A 17,230-nucleotide genomic window follows, 5' to 3' on the forward strand; every position below is an offset into this window, starting at 1 on the left:
TCGCGGCCCGGCGGTCGCTATTCCACGATGTGGCGGCCTTCCGGCTGCGCGCTGCACGAGGCCCGGAAGGTGCAGTGGGTGCAGTGCTGGCCGGTGGTGGGGGTGAAGCGCTCGTCGAGGACCCGGCCGGCCGCGGTGGCCAGCAGATCGCCGACCCACTCCCCCGCCAGGGGCTCCTGTGCCTGGACCTTCGGGAGGGCGTCGCCGCCCTCCTTCTTGGGGGCGGATTGGCGCAGCTGTACGAGTTCGGCCCCGCCGGGTTCGGGACGGCTGCCGCCGAAGACCTCGTCCAGGGCTCCTTCGCGTACCGCGAGCTGGTAGACGGCGAGCTGGGGGTGGTGGGCGACCTCGTCCCGGGTGGGGGCGGACTTGCCGGTCTTGAAGTCGACGACGTAGGCGCGGCCGTGTTCGTCGGCCTCGACGCGGTCCATGGAGCCGCGGATCCGTACCTCGTACTCGCCCGCTTCGAGCGTGACGTCGAAGTCGTGCTCGCTCGCGGCGGGCGTGCGGCCGCCGCGGTCCATGACGTGCCAGCGCAGGAAGCGTTCCAGCGCCACGCGCGCGTGCTCCTTCTCCTGGGCGGACTTCCAGGGGGCGTCGAAGGCGAGCGCGTCCCAGACCGAGTCGAGGCGGGCCATGAGGACGTCGAGTTCGGCGGGGGTACGGCCGGAGGCGACCTCGTCGGCGAGGACGTGGACGACGTTGCCGAAGCCCTGGGCGGCGGTGGAGGGGGCGTCGGCCTTGACCTCGCGGCCCAGGAACCACTGGAGGGCGCAGGTGTTGGCGAGCTGGTCCAGCGCGGAGCCGGAGAGGGCGACAGGATGGTCGCGGTCGCGGAGCGGGACCTGGCTGCGGGTCGGCTCGAACAGGCCCCACCAGCGGTCCGGGTGGGCGGACGGGACCAGCGGCTGGCCCTCGTCGTCGGTGAGGGCGGCGAGCTGGGCGAGGCGCTCGGCGGCGGCCTCGCGGAGGGCTTCGGAGGCGTCGGGGTCGACGGTGGTGGCGCGTAGTTCGGCGACGAGCGCGGCGACGGCGAGGGGGCGGCGGGGGCGTCCGGAGACGTCCTTGGGCTCGGTGCCGAGCTCGGTGAGGAAGCGGGAGGGCTGGTCTCCGTCGTCGGCGGGCGTCTTGACGGCGGTCACGACGAGGCGGTCGCGGGCGCGGGTGGCGGCGACGTAGAAGAGCCTGCGCTCCTCGGCGAGGAGGGCGCCGGGGGTGAGGGGTTCGGCGAGCCCGTCGCGGCCGATGCGGTCGGCCTCGAGGAGCGAGCCGCGGCGGCGCAGGTCGGGCCAGAGGCCCTCCTGGACGCCGGCGACGACCACGAGACTCCATTCGAGGCCCTTGGAACGGTGGGCGGTCATGAGGCGGACGGCGTCCGGGCGGGTCTGTCGCTTGGAGAGGGTGTCGGCGGCGATGTCCTGGGCGTCGAGTTCTTCGAGGAAGTTCAGGGCGCCGCGGCCGCCGACACGGTCCTCGGCGCGGGCGGCGGCGTCGAAGAGGGCGCAGACGGCGTCGAGGTCGCGGTCCGCGTTACGGCCGGCCGGGCCGCCGCGCAGGGCCGCGCGCTCCAGCCGGCCGGGCCAGGGGGTGCCGTTCCAGAGCAGCCAGAGGGCCTCTTCGGCGGTGCCGCCGGCGGCGAGGCGGTTGCGGGCCTGCCGGAGCAGCTCGCCGAGTCGCCGGGCGCCGCGCGCGTACGACTGGTCGTGCGCGACGAGCCGCTCGGGCTCGGCGAGCGCGCGGGCGAGAAGTACGTCGGAGGGCGGCGGTACGCGATTCCCGCCCGCCCGCTCCTCGTCGCGCAGCGCGCGGCCGAGGCGGCGCAGATCGGCGGGGTCCATACCGGCGAGGGGTGAGGCGAGCAGGGTGAGGGCGGTCTCGGTGTCGAGCCAGGGTCCAAGCCCCTGGACCCCCTCGTCCTCCCCTCCGGGGAGGGTGTCCTCGATGTCCGCCGAGCGCTCGGCGCTCCGCCCGACCGCGACCTCGCCGTCGGCGGCCTCAGCCGTGCGCACGGCAGGCTCATGCCCCACCGCGGCGTACCCGTCGGCCGGATGCGCCGGCCCGGCGGCCGGGTCAGCGCCCTCGGCCGGGCCCGCTCCGGCGGCCGGGTCAGCGTCGGCTGCCGGGCCCGCTCCGTCGGCCGGAATGGCCGCCCCCGCGGCGGAATGCTCTCCGTCGGCCGGGCCCGCTCCGTCGGCCGGAATGGCCGCCCCCGCGGCGGAATGCTCTCCGTCGGCCGGGCCCGCTCCGTGCGCCGCCCCCGCAGCCGGGTCCGCCGGGACGTCAGCCTCCAGGGCCGAGGCGGCCGGGTCCTCCACGGCCAGGGTGTCCTGACCGTGCAGGGTCAAGGCGTCCGGATCGTCCAAGGCCGGGCTCTCCCCGGCATCCCGATCGTCGACCCGCGGCTCCGCCGGTCCGACCGGTGTCGCCGCCGCGCGCAGAGCCAGCAGGAGCGGGGCCACCGCCGGCTCGTGGCGGAGGGGGATGTCGGCGGTGTCGGTCTCGAGGGGGACGCCGGCGGAGGTGAGGGCGCGGCGGAGGGCCGGGACGCTCGCCGTCGCACGGACCAGGACCGCCATGTCGTGCCAGGGGACGCCGTCCTCCAGATGGGCACGGCGCAGGAGGTCGGCGATGTTGTCGGACTCGGTGGAGGCCGTGGGGTACGTGTAGACCTCGACCCGGCCGCCGTCGCGCGTCGCGGCAGGCTCGCGGTGGGCGCGGACCTTGTCGCCGGGCAGCCGCGGCAGGGGCATGCGCCGGGTGAGTTCGCGCGTCGCGGCGAGCAGCCGCGCGCCCGAGCGGCGCGAGCCCGTCAGGACCCGTACGCCCGCCGGCCGCCCGTCGGCCCGCCGGAAGGTGTCGGGGAAATCGAGGATGCCGTTCACATCGGCACCCCGGAACGCGTAGATCGACTGGTCCGGGTCGCCGAAGGCGACCACCGTGCGTCCGCCCCCCGCCAGCGCGCGCAGCAGCCGCACCTGCGCCGGGTCGGTGTCCTGGTACTCGTCCACGAAGACCGCGTCGTAGTCGGGCAGCGTCACGCTCTCCGACAGCAGCACCGCCCTGTGCACCAGCTCCGTGTAGTCGAGGACCCCTTGCAGGTCCAGGACGTCCAGGTACTCCGCCAGGAATCCGGCCGCCGCCTTCCAGTCCGGCCGCCCCACCCGCTGGGCGAACTCGGCCAGCGCCCGCGGCCCGAGCCCCAGTTCCCGGGACCGCGCGAGCACGGCCCGTACCTCGTCGGCGAAGCCCCGGGTCGTCAGACAGGCCCGCAGCTCGTCGGGCCACCGCACCCGCGCGAGCCCCGCCTTTTCCAGGTCGAGCTGGCCCGCTAGCAGCTCCCGTACCGCGAGGTCCTGCTCCGGTCCGGACAGCAGTCGCAGCGGCTCCGCGAACAGGTCGGCGTCCTGGTGCGCGCGGATCAGGGCGTAGCAGTACGAGTGGAAGGTCGTCGCCTGCGGCGGCCGCGAGCCTGCCGTCGGTCGCCCGCCACCGCCCTTGCCGGAGAGCGCTCCGGGCTCGCCCGCTCCGATGCGGGCCGCCATCCGGTCGCGCAGCTCCACGGCCGCCTTGCGGCTGAAGGTGAGGACGAGGATCCGCTCCGGGTCCGTCCCCTTCTCGACGCGGGCCGCGACCGCCTCCACCAGCGTCGTCGTCTTCCCCGTGCCCGGTCCGGCGAGGACGAGCAGCGGTCCGCCCGCGTGGTCAACCACTTCCCGCTGCGCTGCGTCCAGCAGAGGGGGCTCCACCTTGGCCGGGGCGGTACGCACCAGTCGGTACGCGCCCGTGGTCCGCCCCTGGTACGGCGTACGCCGGGTGGTGGAGGAGGAACTCACGTGGATCGACCGGTCCTGAGCGAAGAGGTGGAGACGTGTACGGGGCGAACGACGACGTTACGGGAAACGGAGGGCACCCGAGACGTACTCCGTACGGGCCTCCGTACCGTCATCGGGCCGACCGGCCCCTCCTGCCATGGGCAAAGCTGTCACGTGTGAGTTCCCGCACGCGGATCCGGATCCGCGCCGTCCCACCGGGCCCGCCGCATGTCGAGCTTCGGTATGTGACCCTCGGCGCTGCGCCCGGCCTGGCGCAGCGGGGTGCCCTCGTCCCGGTAGTGGCCGAGGGCGCGCAGCTCGTGGCCGGGCAGCAGCGTGCCGTCGGAGCGGACCACGCGCCACCACGGCACGGCACCGCCGTACAGGGCCATCACCCGGCCGACCTGGCGCGGCCCGCCCTCGCCCAGCCATTCGGCCACGTCTCCGTAGGTCATCACCCGGCCCGGCGGGATCAGCTCCGCGACCTCAAGGACCCGCTCCGCGTACTCCGGAAGCTCCTCCACGCTCATCCGCCCCATCCTGCCTCACCCCACCGACAACGCCCTGATGCCTCCGTCGGGGGCCGCTTCATGCCACCATCGTCCGGGCGGTGACTGGTGATACGAGATCAAGAGCGACAAGAAGACCAAGAAGAACAACAATTCGAAAAGCAGGACGCGTCGCACGACGAGCACGCGGCACAAGCAGAGACGGACACGGTGATGGGGTACGACGCTCGGCCTCCCGAGGAGGGGGCCCACCCCGACCTGCCCGCGCCCGAAGGGGAGCCCAGCGAGCGCGTCTCCCAGGACGAGCCGCTGCTCGCGGCCCGTGTGCACCGCCCCTCGGACCTGATGCGGCTGCTCGTCGGTGTCCTCGCGATCGCCCTCGTCATCGCCATCGCCGCCTTCGCCCACGGCACCACCTCCGGCCTCGAGCAGGACATCAACAAGGGCGCCGGCGGCGCGCCCGACGTCTTCGTCAAGATCGCCGGCCTGGTCTCCAGCATCGCCGTCCTGCTCGTACCGGTCGCCTTCGCCATCGAGCGACTGATCAAACGCGACGGACTGCGGATCGCCGACGGCGTCCTCGCCGCGGTACTCGCCCACGGCGTCACCCTCGCCACCGACCTCTGGGTCGCCAAGGCCGCGCCCGGCACCATCCAGGACGCGCTGACCCAGCCGGCGTCCGGGGGCGGTCTCACCGACCCGGTGCACAACTATCTCGCGCCCGTCATCGCGTACATGACGGCCGTCGGCATGGCCCGCCGGCCGCGCTGGCGGCTGGGCCTGTGGACGGTGCTGCTGCTCGACGCGTTCACGATGCTGGTCGCCGGGTACACCACCGCGTTCTCGATCATCCTGACCGTGCTGATCGGCTGGACCGTCGCGTACGGAACGCTGTACGCGGTCGGCTCCCCCAATGTCCGCCCCACCGGGCAGACACTCCTGGCCGGTCTGCGCCGGGTCGGCTTCAAGCCGGTCTCGGCGCTGCGCGCCGAGGGCGCCGGGGTGCCGGACTCGGCGGACAGCGGGGATCGCGGCCGCCGCTACATCGTCACGCTGGAGGACGGGCCTCCGCTCGATGTGACGGTCGTGGACCGCGAGCAGCAGGCGCACGGCTTCTTCTACCGCGTGTGGCGCAGGATCACCCTGCGCGCGATCACCACCCGCCGCTCGATCGTCTCGCTGCGCCAGGCGCTGGAGCAGGAGGCACTCCTCGCGTACGCGGCGATCGCCGCCGGGGCCAACGCGCCGAAGCTGATCGCCACCTCCGAGCTCGGCCCGGACGCCGTGATGCTCGTGTACGAGCACCTGGGCGGCCGGACCCTGGACTCGCTGGACGACAAGGAGATCACCGACGAGCTGGTGCGCAGCGCCTGGCACCAGGTGAGGGCGCTCCAGTCGCGCCGGATCGCGCACCGCAGACTCGCGGGAGACGCGATTCTGGTGGATCGTTCCGGCAAGGTGATCCTGACCGACCTGCGGGGCGGTGAGATCGCCGCGGGCGATCTGATCCTGCGGATGGACATCGCCCAGCTGCTCACCACCCTCGGTCTGCGGGTGGGCGCCGAGCGGGCGGTGGCCGGGGCCGTGGCCGTGCTCGGCCCGGACGCGATCGCCGACTGTCTCCCCCTCCTGCAGCCGATCGCGCTGAGCCGCTCCACGCGCGCGACGCTGCGGAGGCTGGCGAGGGAGCGTTCGAAGCGGGAGCGCGAGGCCGTCCTCGAGGCGTCGGAGGCGGCGAAGCGGGCGCGGGCCGAGGCCCATGCCGACGCCGGCATCACCGACCTCAAGGCCGACCGCAAGTCCGACCGGAAGATCGAGAAGGCGGAGAAGCAGGCCGAGAAGCGGGCCCTCGACTCGGCGCTCGACGAGGCGCGCGAGGAGGATCTGCTCGCCCAGATCCGCCAGCAGGTGCTGCTGATCCGGCCGCAGGCACCGGTCGAACCGGTCCGGCTGGAGCGGATCAAGCCGCGCACGCTCATCAGTCTGATCGCCGGCGCCGTCGCCGCGTACTTCCTGCTCTCGCAGATCGCCCGGACCCCGCTGTCCACCATCAGCTCGGCGGACTGGCGGTGGGTCGCGGCCGCCGTGCTGTTCTCGGCACTGAGCTACATCGCCGCCGCCATGAGCCTGCTCGGCTTCGTACCGGAGCGCGTCGGGTTCTGGCGGACGGTGATCGCGCAGGTGGCCGGGTCGTTCGTGAAGATCGTCGCCCCGGCGGCGGTCGGCGGTGTCGCGCTGAACACCCGCTTCCTCCAGCGCTCGGGGGTGCGGCCGGGGCTCGCGGTGGCGAGCGTCGGCGCGTCGCAGCTCTTCGGCCTGGGGGCGCACATCCTGCTGCTGCTGGCCTTCGGCTATCTGACGGGTACGGAGAAGTCGCAGTCTTTCACCCCGTCGAGGACGGTCATCGCCGGTCTGCTGACGGTGGCGGTGCTTGTGCTGGTGGTGACGGCGATCCCGTTCATGCGGAAGTTCGTCTCGACGCGGCTGCGGTCGCTCTTCGCGGGTGTCGTGCCGCGCATGCTGGACGTGCTCCAGCGGCCGCTGAAGCTCCTCACGGGCATCGGCGGGATGCTGCTCCTGACCGGTGTGTTCGTGCTCTGCCTGGACGCCTCGATCCGCGCCTTCGGGCACGGGAGCCAGGGAATCAGCTACGCCAGCGTGGCGGTCGTCTTCCTCGCGGGCAACGCGCTCGGCTCGGCGGCGCCGACGCCTGGCGGTGTGGGCGCGGTCGAGACCGCGCTGACCCTCGGTCTTGTCGCGGTCGGCCTCCCCATCGAGGTCGCGACCCCGGCGGTGCTGCTGTACCGACTCCTGACGCTGTGGCTGCCGGTGCTGCCGGGCTGGCTCTGCTTCAACTGGCTGACGAAGCGCGGGGCGCTCTAGCGGACCCGGCCGTGATCCGCCGGACGGGCCCTACGAGAGACGGCGGCGGTGGCTGATCGCGTGGTTCCCCGCGCCCCTGTGGCGCACTCCCCCGCCTGGCCCACTCGCCCGAGCGGGGGCACCGCGCACGGCACACGATGGCTCTATGCCGATCTCCGCCGCGCAGCGCGCCGCCCTGCTCACCGCGACCACCGTGTTGCTCGCCGTCGGATGCTCGGACAACGGCGACAAGGACAAGGCATCCGAGGCGCCCACCGATCTCGCCGCGCAGCGGCTGGAGTGGGCCCCCTGCCCGCCGCCGTCCCCCGCGGAGGGCGGCGGCCTCGCGCCCTCCCCGCTGCCCGGCGGGGCAGCCTGGGAGTGCTCCTTCATGGACGTGCCGCTCGACTACGCGGAGCCGGACGGCGAGACCATCGAGCTGGCCCTGATCCGTGCCAAGTCCCGCAGCCAGGCCCAGCGGATCGGCTCCATGATCTACAACTTCGGCGGTCCCGGCGGCTCCGGCATCACCGGCCTGCCCTCCTTCGCCCCGGACTACGAGAAGCTCAGGACCCGCTACGACCTCGTCTCCTTCGATCCCCGGGGCGTCGGCCGCAGCGAGGACGTCCAGTGCCTGACCGACAAGGAACTGGACGAGTACTACGCCCTGGACTTCTCCCCGGACGACGCCGCGGAGGAACGGACGCTCTCCGAGGCGCAGAAGAAGTACGCCGCCGGCTGCGAGAAGGACTCCGGCGCGATGCTCCCCCACGTCGGCACCGAGAACGCCGCCCGTGACCTCGACCTGATGCGCCAGGTCCTCGGCGACGACAAGCTGCACTACTTCGGGATCTCCTACGGCACGGAACTCGGCGGGGTGTACGCCCACTTGTTCCCGTCGAAAGTCGGCCGCGCCCTCTTCGACGCGGTCGTCGATCCGAACGCCGGCACGGAGGCCGGGGCGCTCGGCCAGGCCAGAGGGTTCCAGCTCGCCCTCGACAACTTCGCGAAGGACTGTGTGGCCCGCGGCGACGCGTGCACCCTGCCCGGTTCGACGGTCGCCGAGATCGAGGCGTTCATCATCGACCTCCTGGACGAGCTCGACAAGAAGCCGATCCCCGGGATCGGGGACCGCGAGCTCACCCAGACCCAGGCCACCAACGGCATCGCGCAGGCCCTGTACTCCAAGGAGTTCTGGCAGTACCTGGAGCAGGGTCTTGACGCGGCCGACGGCGGCGACGGCGCGCTGCTGCTCGCCCTCTCCGACTCCATGAACGGGCGTGACCAGAACGGCAGTTACAGCAACATCCAGGCGGCGAACGCGGCGATCAACTGCGTGGACTACAAGGAGCGTTACACCCTCGGCCAGGCCAAGGAGCGGCTCCCCGAGTTCCGCGAGGCGTCCGCCGTGTTCGGCGAATGGATGGGCTGGGCCCTGTCGAGCTGCTCCCAGTGGCCGGTCCCCGGTACCTGGGAGCACCCGGACGTCTCCGCGCCCGGCGCCGCCCCGATCCTGGTGCTCGGCACGACGGGCGACCCGGCGACCCCCTTTGCGGGCGCCAAGGCGATGGTGGACGCGCTGGGCAAGGGCGTCGGCGTGGAGCTGACGTTCGAGGGCGAGGGCCACGGCGCGTACAACGGCGGCAACAGGTGCGTGCAGGACACGGTCAACGCGTACTTCCTGGAGGGGAAGGTGCCGGCCTCGGGGACCGTGTGCAAGTAGCCGCCGCGCGGGGCCCGCGAGGCCCCGCCTAGGATGGCGGTTCGGTCCGGAACCCGGGGGGTCACTCACACATGTCCATACGGATACGGGCGGCGGTTCTGGCCGTCACCGGGCTGCTGGTCGCCGGCTGCACGAGCACCGGAACCGCCACCGACACCCCCCGCACGACATCGCCGGGAGCGGACGCCAAGGCGCCCGCCGCGACCGGTCTGCCGGACACGCTCACCTCGCAGCGACCGGCGTGGAAGCCCTGCGAGGCGCCCGAGGGCGGCGAGAAGCCCGGCGCCGACTGGCGCTGCGCGAGCGTCCGGGTCCCGCTCGACCACACGAAGCCCGCCGGCGAGACGATCCCGGTCGCGCTGATCCGCAAGGAGGCTCGCGACAAGAGCGAGCGGATCGGCTCCCTCCTCTTCAACTTCGGCGGGCCGGGCGCCTCCGGGGTCGCCATCCTTCCCCGCGCCGCCCAGGAGTACGGCAATCTGAACCGCCGCTACGACCTGGTCGGCTTCGACCCGCGGGGCGTCGGGAAGAGCGCGGGCGTCGTGTGCCGGGACGACAAGGAGCTCGCCGCGGCCGAGGCCCGTACGGACCTCACGCCGGACACGGCGGCCGAGGAGACGGCGTTCTTCGAGGACGGCACCGACTTCGGCGCCGGCTGCGCCCGCCGCTCCGGCAAGGTCATCCCGCACACCACGACCAGCAACACCGCACGTGACCTGGACCTGATCCGGCACGTCCTCGGCGACGACAAGCTGAACTACTTCGGCATCTCCTACGGCACCCAGCTCGGCGCCGCCTACGCCCATCTGTTCCCTTCGCACGTCGGCCGGACCGTCCTCGACGCGGTCGTCGACCCGACCGCCGACGGCGCGGGCCACGCCCGCAACCAGACCATCGGCTTCCAGCGGGCCCTGGACAACTATCTGAAGAGCACCGGCGAGGGAACGAAGGCCGGCAACGCCCGGATCCGCCGCCTGCTCGACCGGCTGGACCGCGAGCCGTTGCCCGTCGGGGACCGGAAGCTCACCGAGAGCCTGGCGCTCCCCGGCATCGCGATCACGCTGTACTCGGAGAGCAGTTGGCCCGCGCTGACGGCGGCGCTGGCGGCGGTCGAGGACGGTGACGGCTCGCAGCTCCTCGCCCTCGCCGACGCGTACAACGACCGGGACCCGTCCGGGCACTACTCCACCCAGTCACACTCCCAGCGGGCGATCTCCTGCGCCGACTCGGCGGAGCGTCCGACGCTCGCCCAGGCGAAGGCGCTGCTGCCCGAGTTCCGCAGGCTCTCCCCGGTCTTCGGCGCGTTCCTGGCCTGGGACACGGCGGGCTGGTGCGCGGAGTGGCCGGTGAAGGGCGAGCGGGTCGATCCGGACGTGAGCGCGCCGGGCGCGGGCCCGATCCTGGTCGTCGGTACGACCGGTGACCCGGCGACCCCGTACGAGGGGGCCGAGCGGATGGCGAAGGAGCTGGGCGCCGGCGTGGGCGTCCTGGTCAGCAACGAGGGCGAGGGCCACGGCGCGTACGGCACGTCGTCCTGCGTGACGAGGACGGTCGACACCTATCTCCTGGACGGCAAGGTCCCGGCGTACGGCAAGCGCTGCTCCTGAGGACCGACCTGCCGAACGGCAGACGGAAGGGCCCGGACCTGACATCAGGTCCGGGCCCTTTCCCCGCTGCTAGTAGACCGGCTTCTCGGGCTCGATCTGGTTCACCCAGCCGATCACGCCGCCGCCGACGTGCACCGCGTCCGCGAAGCCCGCGGACTTGAGCACGGCGAGGACTTCCGCACTGCGGACACCCGTCTTGCAGTGCAGGACGATCCGCTTGTCCTGCGGGAGGTCCTGGAGGGCGCTGCCCATCAGGAACTCGTTCTTGGGGATGAGACGCGCGCCGGGGATCGAGACGATCTCGTACTCGTTGATCTCCCGGACATCGATGATGTCGATGTTCTCGCCCTCGTCGATCCACTCCTTGAGCTGCTTGGGAGTGATCGTCGAGCCGAGCGCCGCCTCCTGGGCCTCCTCGGACACGACGCCGCAGAAGGCCTCGTAGTCGATGAGCTCGGTGACGGTCGGGTTGTCTCCGCAGACCGCGCAGTTGGGGTCCTTGCGGACCTTCACCTGGCGGTACTGCATCTCCAGGGCGTCGTAGATCATCAGTCGGCCGACCAGCGGGTCACCCACGCCGGCCAGGACCTTGATCGCCTCGGTGACCTGGATGGAGCCGATGGACGCGCAGAGCACGCCGAGCACGCCGCCCTCGGCGCAGGACGGAACCATGCCCGGCGGCGGGGGCTCCGGGTAGAGGCAGCGGTAGCAGGGGCCGTACTCGGACCAGAAGACCGAGGCCTGGCCGTCGAAGCGGTAGATCGAGCCCCAGACGTACGGCTTGTTCAGCAGCACGCACGCGTCGTTGACGAGGTACCGCGTGGCGAAGTTGTCCGTGCCGTCGACGATCAGGTCGTACTGGCTGAAGATGTCCATCACGTTCTCGGCCTCGAGCCGCTCTTCGTGGAGGATCACGTTCACGTACGGGTTGATGCCGAGGACCGAGTCCTTGGCGGACTCCGCCTTGGAGCGGCCGATGTCCGACTGGCTGTGGATGATCTGGCGCTGCAGGTTCGACTCGTCGACCTCGTCGAACTCCACGATGCCGAGCGTGCCCACACCGGCCGCGGCCAGGTACATCAGGGCCGGCGAACCGAGGCCACCGGCGCCCACACACAGCACCTTGGCGTTCTTCAGCCGCTTCTGCCCGTCCATCCCGACATCGGGGATGATCAGGTGGCGGGAGTACCTGCGGACCTCGTCTACGGTGAGCTCGGCAGCCGGCTCGACCAGGGGTGGCAGCGACACGGGGGCTCCGTTGGTCGGTATGTCAGTACGGTTGTTCTCCCCGTAACACTGCCACGGCCCTCCTCATTCCGAGACACCTGGTCCAATGCGCGAGACGATTTCGTCCCAGTAGCCGGGCAGGGTTTGGAATGGGTCCGTTTGTCCGGAGCGGTCCGCGTGGTCCGTGAAGAAGATCGTCCCCGCGCCCTGCCAGCGGGCGATCCGCATCGCCTCGTCGAGATGGCTGCGCGGCACGCCGTGGACGAGGTGGACGAACTTCTCCGGCGGGTGATCGGCGGTCCACTCCGCCACCTGCGACCAGCGGTAGTCCGCCCACGGCCCGGAGAAGGTGACCAGCTGGTCGGCGGTCTCGGCGTAGCCCGCATACGGATGGGTGCCGTGGGCGAGGACGAGGTGGGCCTCGCCGTCGAGAACCGCCTCCAGGGTGGCTGTGACGCGTCTCACCTCGGGCAGGTCGGCCCGGTCGGTGGGGCAGCGGTCCAGGTAGAAGCCGTCGACCCGGTACCAGTCGAGGAAGCGGTGGGCGTCCGAGACGAGTTCGCCGAACTCGCGCGAGCCGTGGCACATGTCCAGGTGCCCGAGGACCCTGACGCCCCCGTTCCGCAGCTTCCCCGCCGCCTCCAGACAGTGCGGGTCGGGCCGGTCCCCCGGCCCTTCGGCGACGTTGAGCACGGCCCAGTGCAGGGGGGTGCCGGGGCGGGTCAGTTCGGCCCATTCGACGGGGGCGAGCAGCGGGTGGGCGTAGCCGGGGACCCCGAAGCCCATCTCCGTCTCCTGAACGGCCCCGGTCGTGCTCGTGGTCAGATGCGACATGCCGCCTCCATCCAGATGTCGGCGAGCGACTCCTCCAGGTTGATCCGGGGGCGCCAGCCGAGCCGGTCGCGTGCGGTGCGGACGTCGGCCTGCTGCCAGCTGCCGCAGCCGTCGGGGTACGGGTAGGGCGCGGCGGCCAGTTGCTCGGCGATGGTCTCGGTGCGGGGGGCGCCGATGACCGGTCGCTGGGTCGGGCCGTGCGGACCGTGCGGGCCGTCGAGTTCGTGCAGGGTGCCGGCGTATCCGGCGACGCGGGCCAGGACGGCGGCGGCGTCGCGCAGCCTGACGGCGCGGCCGGTACCGATGTTGACGACGCCCTGGGCGGCGGAGAGCGAGGCCGCGTGGACGGCGCGGGCCACGTCCCGTACGTCGACGAAGTCGCGCTGGACGCCGAGGCCGCTGAGCTTGAGCTCGCCGTCGCCGGCCTGCATGGCGCGGCGCATGGCCTCGGCGAGGCGGCCGAGCGGGGAGCCGGCCGGGGTGCCGGGGCCCACCGGGGAGAAGACCCGGAGGACCACGGCGTCGAGTCCGGACCCGAGGACCAGTTCGGTCGCGGCGAGCTTGGAGACGCCGTACGGGCCGCCGGGGCGGGGCACGGCGTCCTCGGCGGTGGAGGAGCCGGGCTGGGAGGGCCCGTACTCGGAGGCGCAGCCGACCTGGACGAGCCGGGCGCCGCAGCCGCTGCGGCGCAGGGCCTCGCAGACGGTGGCGACGGCGACGGTGTTGTGCCGGGTCAGTTCGCGGGCGCCGCCGCGGGTGGCACCGGCGCAGTTGACGACGACACCGGGATGGACGGCGTCCAGGAACCGGGTCAGCGCGCCGGGGCTGCCGCCGGCGAGGTCGAACCGTACATCGGCGTCGTCGCCCCGCCCGAGGGCGGTGAGGTGCACGGCCGGGTCGGCGAGCAGCCGGTCGGCGACGAAGCGGCCGAGGAATCCATTGGCTCCGAGCAGCAGCACCCTCATCGTGCGGCCCCTTCGTGCCGACCGGCCGTTGCTGGGGGTAGGGAGGTCATGTCTCTTTCGTCTCCTTGGAATGGGTCCTGCGTGGTGGGCACGCCCGCGGCGTCGGCTCCGCGGGTGCGCCGGGGTTCATGGGGTGTGGTGGCGAACCGGCCGCCGTGACATCGGCGCTGCCGCCGCGGGTGGGCCTGGGGGCCGGCTCGCAAGGCGGAGGAGGGGGCGACGGGGCGTCTCCCGTGCCCGGAGGGCCGGCTACGGGGGAGCGGCGGGCTGCCAGGGCGCGCGAGCCCGGGCTGATCGGCATGACACCCCCTATGGGTTGGCGTGGGCCGAGGCCCGGGAGAGGGCGGCGGTGGCGTGGGCCAGCAGGCCGAGCGCCGCCGCGCCGCAGACGAGGGTGGGTACGGCCCCGGGGCCCCAGGTGTCGACGAGGGCGCGGACCGGGGCGGCGAGGAGGTCGCAGCCGGGGACCCGGCCCGCCAGGACGCTCGCGAGGGCGAGTGCCTCGGCGGCGCAGGCGGCGGCGAGGCCGTTCGCGGCGGTCTCGGGGAACCCGTGGACGGTCAGGAGCCGGGCGAGCAGGAGGAGGGCGCCGAGCGCGAGGGCGCCGGGCGCGAAGCCCGTAAGACCCAACAGGCCGGCGAGGGCGACCAGATGGAGGGCCACGGTGGCGAGGAGCAGGGGTCGGGTGCCGGCCGCGAAGTCCTCCAGGCCCCGGCTGGCCGCCAGCTTGCGGCGGGCCCTGGTGGCGAAGAGCCGGGCGCACCAGGCGGCGGGGGCCACGGCGAGGGCGAGACCGAGGAGGGGTCGGGGCGTGATGTCCCAGCCGCCGTCGGGTCCGCCGGTGAGCACCTGCTGCAGAAGGCCGTCCCCGCCGACCGCGTACGCGAGGAGCCAGAGGGTCCAGACGCAGGCGGCGGGGACGGTGCGGCCGGCGGCGCGCAGGGGGCCGCGCCGGACGGCGACGGCGAGTGCGGCGGCCAGGCCGAGGGCCCCGGCCACGCCGACGGCGAGGCGCACGGGCCCTTCGGTGAGCGCGAGTCCGGTGACGGCGAGGGCGGTGACGGCACCGGGCGTCAGGGCGGCCAGGGTCCACCCGGCCCACCCGGCGCGCGCGCCGTCCTCGTCCGCGGGGCGCACGGGCGCCCCGTTCTGCCGCGGCACGCGCGCGTACAGCTCTTCGGCGAGCGAGAACACGTCCCGGTGCCGGAACCGCGCGGCGGTCCGGTCGGTGACCCCGTGGGCCTCGAGCCCGGCGGCGATCTCCAGGGGATCGACGGCCCGCTCGCAGAGTTCCCGGTGCCGGTGCATGAGCGCCTTGACGGGGTCGGCCGGCCCTCGCCGGACCGCCGCCCTGGGGACGCCCTCGCCCCCCGGGGCGCCGGTATCGGCCACCTCGACGACCTCCGGCCCGGCAGCGGCCGCCTCAGGCCCGGCACCCCGGCCCTCAGCCGCCTCCGGCGCGGGACCCCGACCCTGAGCCGTCTCGGGCTTCGCCCCGAGCCGGTCGCCGGCCTGCGGCCCGGGAACGGCGCCCCTTTCCGCCTGGGGGCGGTCGTCCTCGGCGGCAGTGGCCGCCGGCCGCGGCCCCCGGCTCGCAGCGTGGGGCGCGTGCCGCACATCGTGACGCGGGTCCATCCGGTCCGCGTCCGGCCGGCTCCCCGACCGCAGGTCGAGATCCGCGGCGCGCCATGCGTTCGGCAGGGTGGCGGCCTCCGAGGGCGCGACCGGCGGCGGGCCGTCGGTCGTCACGGAGACCGTCACGGCCACGGTCAGCGCCGTCGTCTCGAGGAGCGCCTCGGAGTGGGAGTCCCAGGGGCCGGGGCTCATGGGGGCGGCGGGGCCGCGCATGGGGGTGCCTCCTTCACGCATCGGGGTCTCCCGCTCCGGCAGCGGCGCTCACGGGCTGGTCCGCCCAGGCGCCGGGGACGTACGCCTCTGCCGGGTGGGCGAACGGGACACCCTCGGCGCCCCGGCGGCGTACCGGCGAGTGAGAGAGGAGCTCCAGGTAAATGCCGCGAAATGCCGCGAGGTTCTGCTCGACGGTGAAGAGTTCGAGTGCGCGGGCGCGCGCCGCGGCGCCCAGTCGGTAGCGGCGCTCGGGGTCGCGCAACAGCGCCAGGCACGCGTCCGCGAGCGCCCGCGGATTGCGCGGGGGTACGACGAGCCCGGTGCCGCCGATGACCTCGACCACCGCGCCGACGTCCGTCGACACCGTCGCGCGGGCGCAGAACATCGCCTCGACCAGGCTGATCGGGAAGCCCTCGACGACGCTGGAGAGGACCACGACCGCGCCGGCCGCGTACGCGTCGGCGAGCGTCGGCGCCTCCGGTCCGCCGATCTCCTCGAAGGTGACCGGGTTCTCGCCGACCTCGTGCGCTCCGGCGGCCTCGTCGGGGAAGAGCTGCGCCGCGAGCGCCCTGCAGTGCGCGAGGTACGCGTCGGCGCCGGGCTCGCGCACCGGGGCCGCGGTGATCCGCAGCCGGACGTCGGGCTGTTCCTTGCGCACCTCCGCGAAGGCGTGCAGCAGCGCGATCAGGTCCTTGGCGGGTTCGACGCGGCCGACCCAGACGAGGGTGGCCGGGTCGCCGCTCTCCTCGTCCTCGCCGACCTCGGTGAACCGCTCGGACTCCATGCCGGGGTAGACCGTGCGCAGCTTGGCCCGGTCGGCCCCGCACTTCTCCTGCCAGCGGCGCGCGTGCGTGTTGCCGGGGGTGAGGAGCGCGGCCTGCTGGTAGACCTCGGCGGCGAGCCGGCCGTGGAAGGCGGCGAGCAGGGCGCGTACGGGCGCGGACAGTGGCGCGTCGATGGCCGCGAGGTAGTGGGCGCGCAGTTGTACGCCGTACTCGGTGACCAGCAGCGGAGTGCCGAAGAAGCGTTTGGCCAACAGGCCGGGAAGCGCCGCCGATCCGCCGGAGGCGGCGTGGCAGAGGTCGACCGCGCCGAGCCCGTCCTCGCCGTACCAGTCGAGCGACAGTGGGCGCAGGGCGCGCTCCAGGTGGTCGACGAAGGCGAGGTAGTCGGGCACGGTGGCTTCGGCCACCCCTCGGCGTGCGCCGGGGGCGTGGCAGGCGGACTCCAGCGTGCGGACGGCGAGTTCGGAGCGGAGGGCGGCGTAGAGACCGCCGCGTTCGCGGGCCAGTTCGGCCAGTCCGTAGAGCCCGTCGGCGAAGGAGCGCGCGGCGTCGGGGATGTCGCCGGCGAACGAGGGGAGGGTGTCGTCCTCGGCGCAGATGCCCGTCACGAGCGCGCCGAAGTGGCCCGCGAAGCGTCGCCGTTCGCGCCGCCCGTGCGTACGGCCGTCGTCCTCGGGCGCCCAGAGCGGGGCCGTGCGGACGCGCCGGACCTGCGGGGGCAGGTCGACCCAGCCGGACTCCTCCTGCCGGGCGCTGCGGCTGAGGGCGTACAGGTCGAACTCGTGCGGCGCGAGCCCGCGCACGAGCCGGTCGCACCAGAGCCTGGACTCACCCGTGGCGTACGGGTAGCCACCCTCCGTAAGCAGTCCGATCCGCATGAGCACACCCCCGATCTCCCTTTCCTTGCGGGCGCCGGGGCTCGGCGACTCGCAGCGGGAAGAACGTAAGCGGACATGCCGGTGGCGCGACGGACGGTTGTCCGTCGGCCAGCAGTGCCGCGAACTCCCGGTCGTGGTTGCTGCGCAGCCACACCGTGCGGGCGTCGGACGAGAAGCGGC

Annotated in this window: 10 protein-coding genes; 3 read left to right on the top strand and 7 right to left on the bottom strand. The window is 73.5% G+C overall.

Going from position 1 to position 17,230, the window contains the following annotated elements:
* Positions 1 to 17: 17 nt before the first annotated feature.
* The gene (locus ABZ939_RS08435; protein WP_361850671.1) at positions 18 to 3,833 is read right to left on the bottom strand and encodes an ATP-dependent DNA helicase; all 3,816 of its coding nucleotides are present in this window, start codon (positions 3,831 to 3,833) and stop codon (positions 18 to 20) included.
* Between the two features lie 149 nt (positions 3,834 to 3,982).
* On the bottom strand, positions 3,983 to 4,351 hold the full coding sequence (locus tag ABZ939_RS08440) for an MGMT family protein (protein ID WP_361850673.1): 369 nt from the start codon (positions 4,349 to 4,351) through the stop codon (positions 3,983 to 3,985).
* A 183-nt stretch (positions 4,352 to 4,534) separates the two neighbouring features.
* On the opposite strand from ABZ939_RS08440, the gene ABZ939_RS08445 reads away from it, so the two are divergent.
* From ABZ939_RS08445 to ABZ939_RS08455, 3 genes are all read left to right on the top strand, one after another.
* Positions 4,535 to 7,204, top strand: a complete 2,670-nt coding sequence (locus tag ABZ939_RS08445; protein ID WP_361850675.1) for a lysylphosphatidylglycerol synthase transmembrane domain-containing protein — start codon at positions 4,535 to 4,537, stop codon at positions 7,202 to 7,204.
* Between the two features lie 145 nt (positions 7,205 to 7,349).
* A complete protein-coding gene (locus ABZ939_RS08450; protein WP_361850677.1) occupies positions 7,350 to 8,906 on the top strand; it encodes an alpha/beta hydrolase in 1,557 nt (518 codons plus the stop codon).
* 71 nt (positions 8,907 to 8,977) lie between these two features.
* Complete coding sequence (locus ABZ939_RS08455) at positions 8,978 to 10,513, top strand: alpha/beta hydrolase (protein WP_361850679.1); 1,536 nt, start codon at positions 8,978 to 8,980, stop codon at positions 10,511 to 10,513.
* 69 nt (positions 10,514 to 10,582) lie between these two features.
* Here the strand turns inward: ABZ939_RS08455 and moeZ are convergent, their stop codons facing one another.
* From moeZ to ABZ939_RS08480, 5 genes are all read right to left on the bottom strand, one after another.
* Complete coding sequence (moeZ, locus tag ABZ939_RS08460; RefSeq protein ID WP_361850681.1) at positions 10,583 to 11,761, bottom strand: adenylyltransferase/sulfurtransferase MoeZ; 1,179 nt, start codon at positions 11,759 to 11,761, stop codon at positions 10,583 to 10,585.
* A 63-nt stretch (positions 11,762 to 11,824) separates the two neighbouring features.
* Entirely contained in the window at positions 11,825 to 12,574 is a 750-nt protein-coding gene (locus tag ABZ939_RS08465) for a spherulation-specific family 4 protein (RefSeq protein WP_361850683.1), read from the bottom strand.
* Complete coding sequence (locus tag ABZ939_RS08470; protein ID WP_361850685.1) at positions 12,562 to 13,539, bottom strand: NAD-dependent epimerase/dehydratase family protein; 978 nt, start codon at positions 13,537 to 13,539, stop codon at positions 12,562 to 12,564. Before ABZ939_RS08470 ends, ABZ939_RS08465 begins: the two co-directional genes overlap by 13 nt.
* Positions 13,540 to 13,848: 309 nt before the next feature.
* Positions 13,849 to 15,387, bottom strand: a complete 1,539-nt coding sequence (locus ABZ939_RS08475) for a hypothetical protein (protein ID WP_361850687.1) — start codon at positions 15,385 to 15,387, stop codon at positions 13,849 to 13,851.
* A 13-nt stretch (positions 15,388 to 15,400) separates the two neighbouring features.
* The gene (locus tag ABZ939_RS08480; RefSeq protein ID WP_361850689.1) at positions 15,401 to 17,050 is read right to left on the bottom strand and encodes a DUF3492 domain-containing protein; all 1,650 of its coding nucleotides are present in this window, start codon (positions 17,048 to 17,050) and stop codon (positions 15,401 to 15,403) included.
* Between the last annotated feature and the right edge of the window lie 180 nt (positions 17,051 to 17,230).

Source organism: Streptomyces sp. NPDC046712 (assembly GCF_040645695.1).
Classification (GTDB): Bacteria; Actinomycetota; Actinomycetes; order Streptomycetales; family Streptomycetaceae; genus Streptomyces.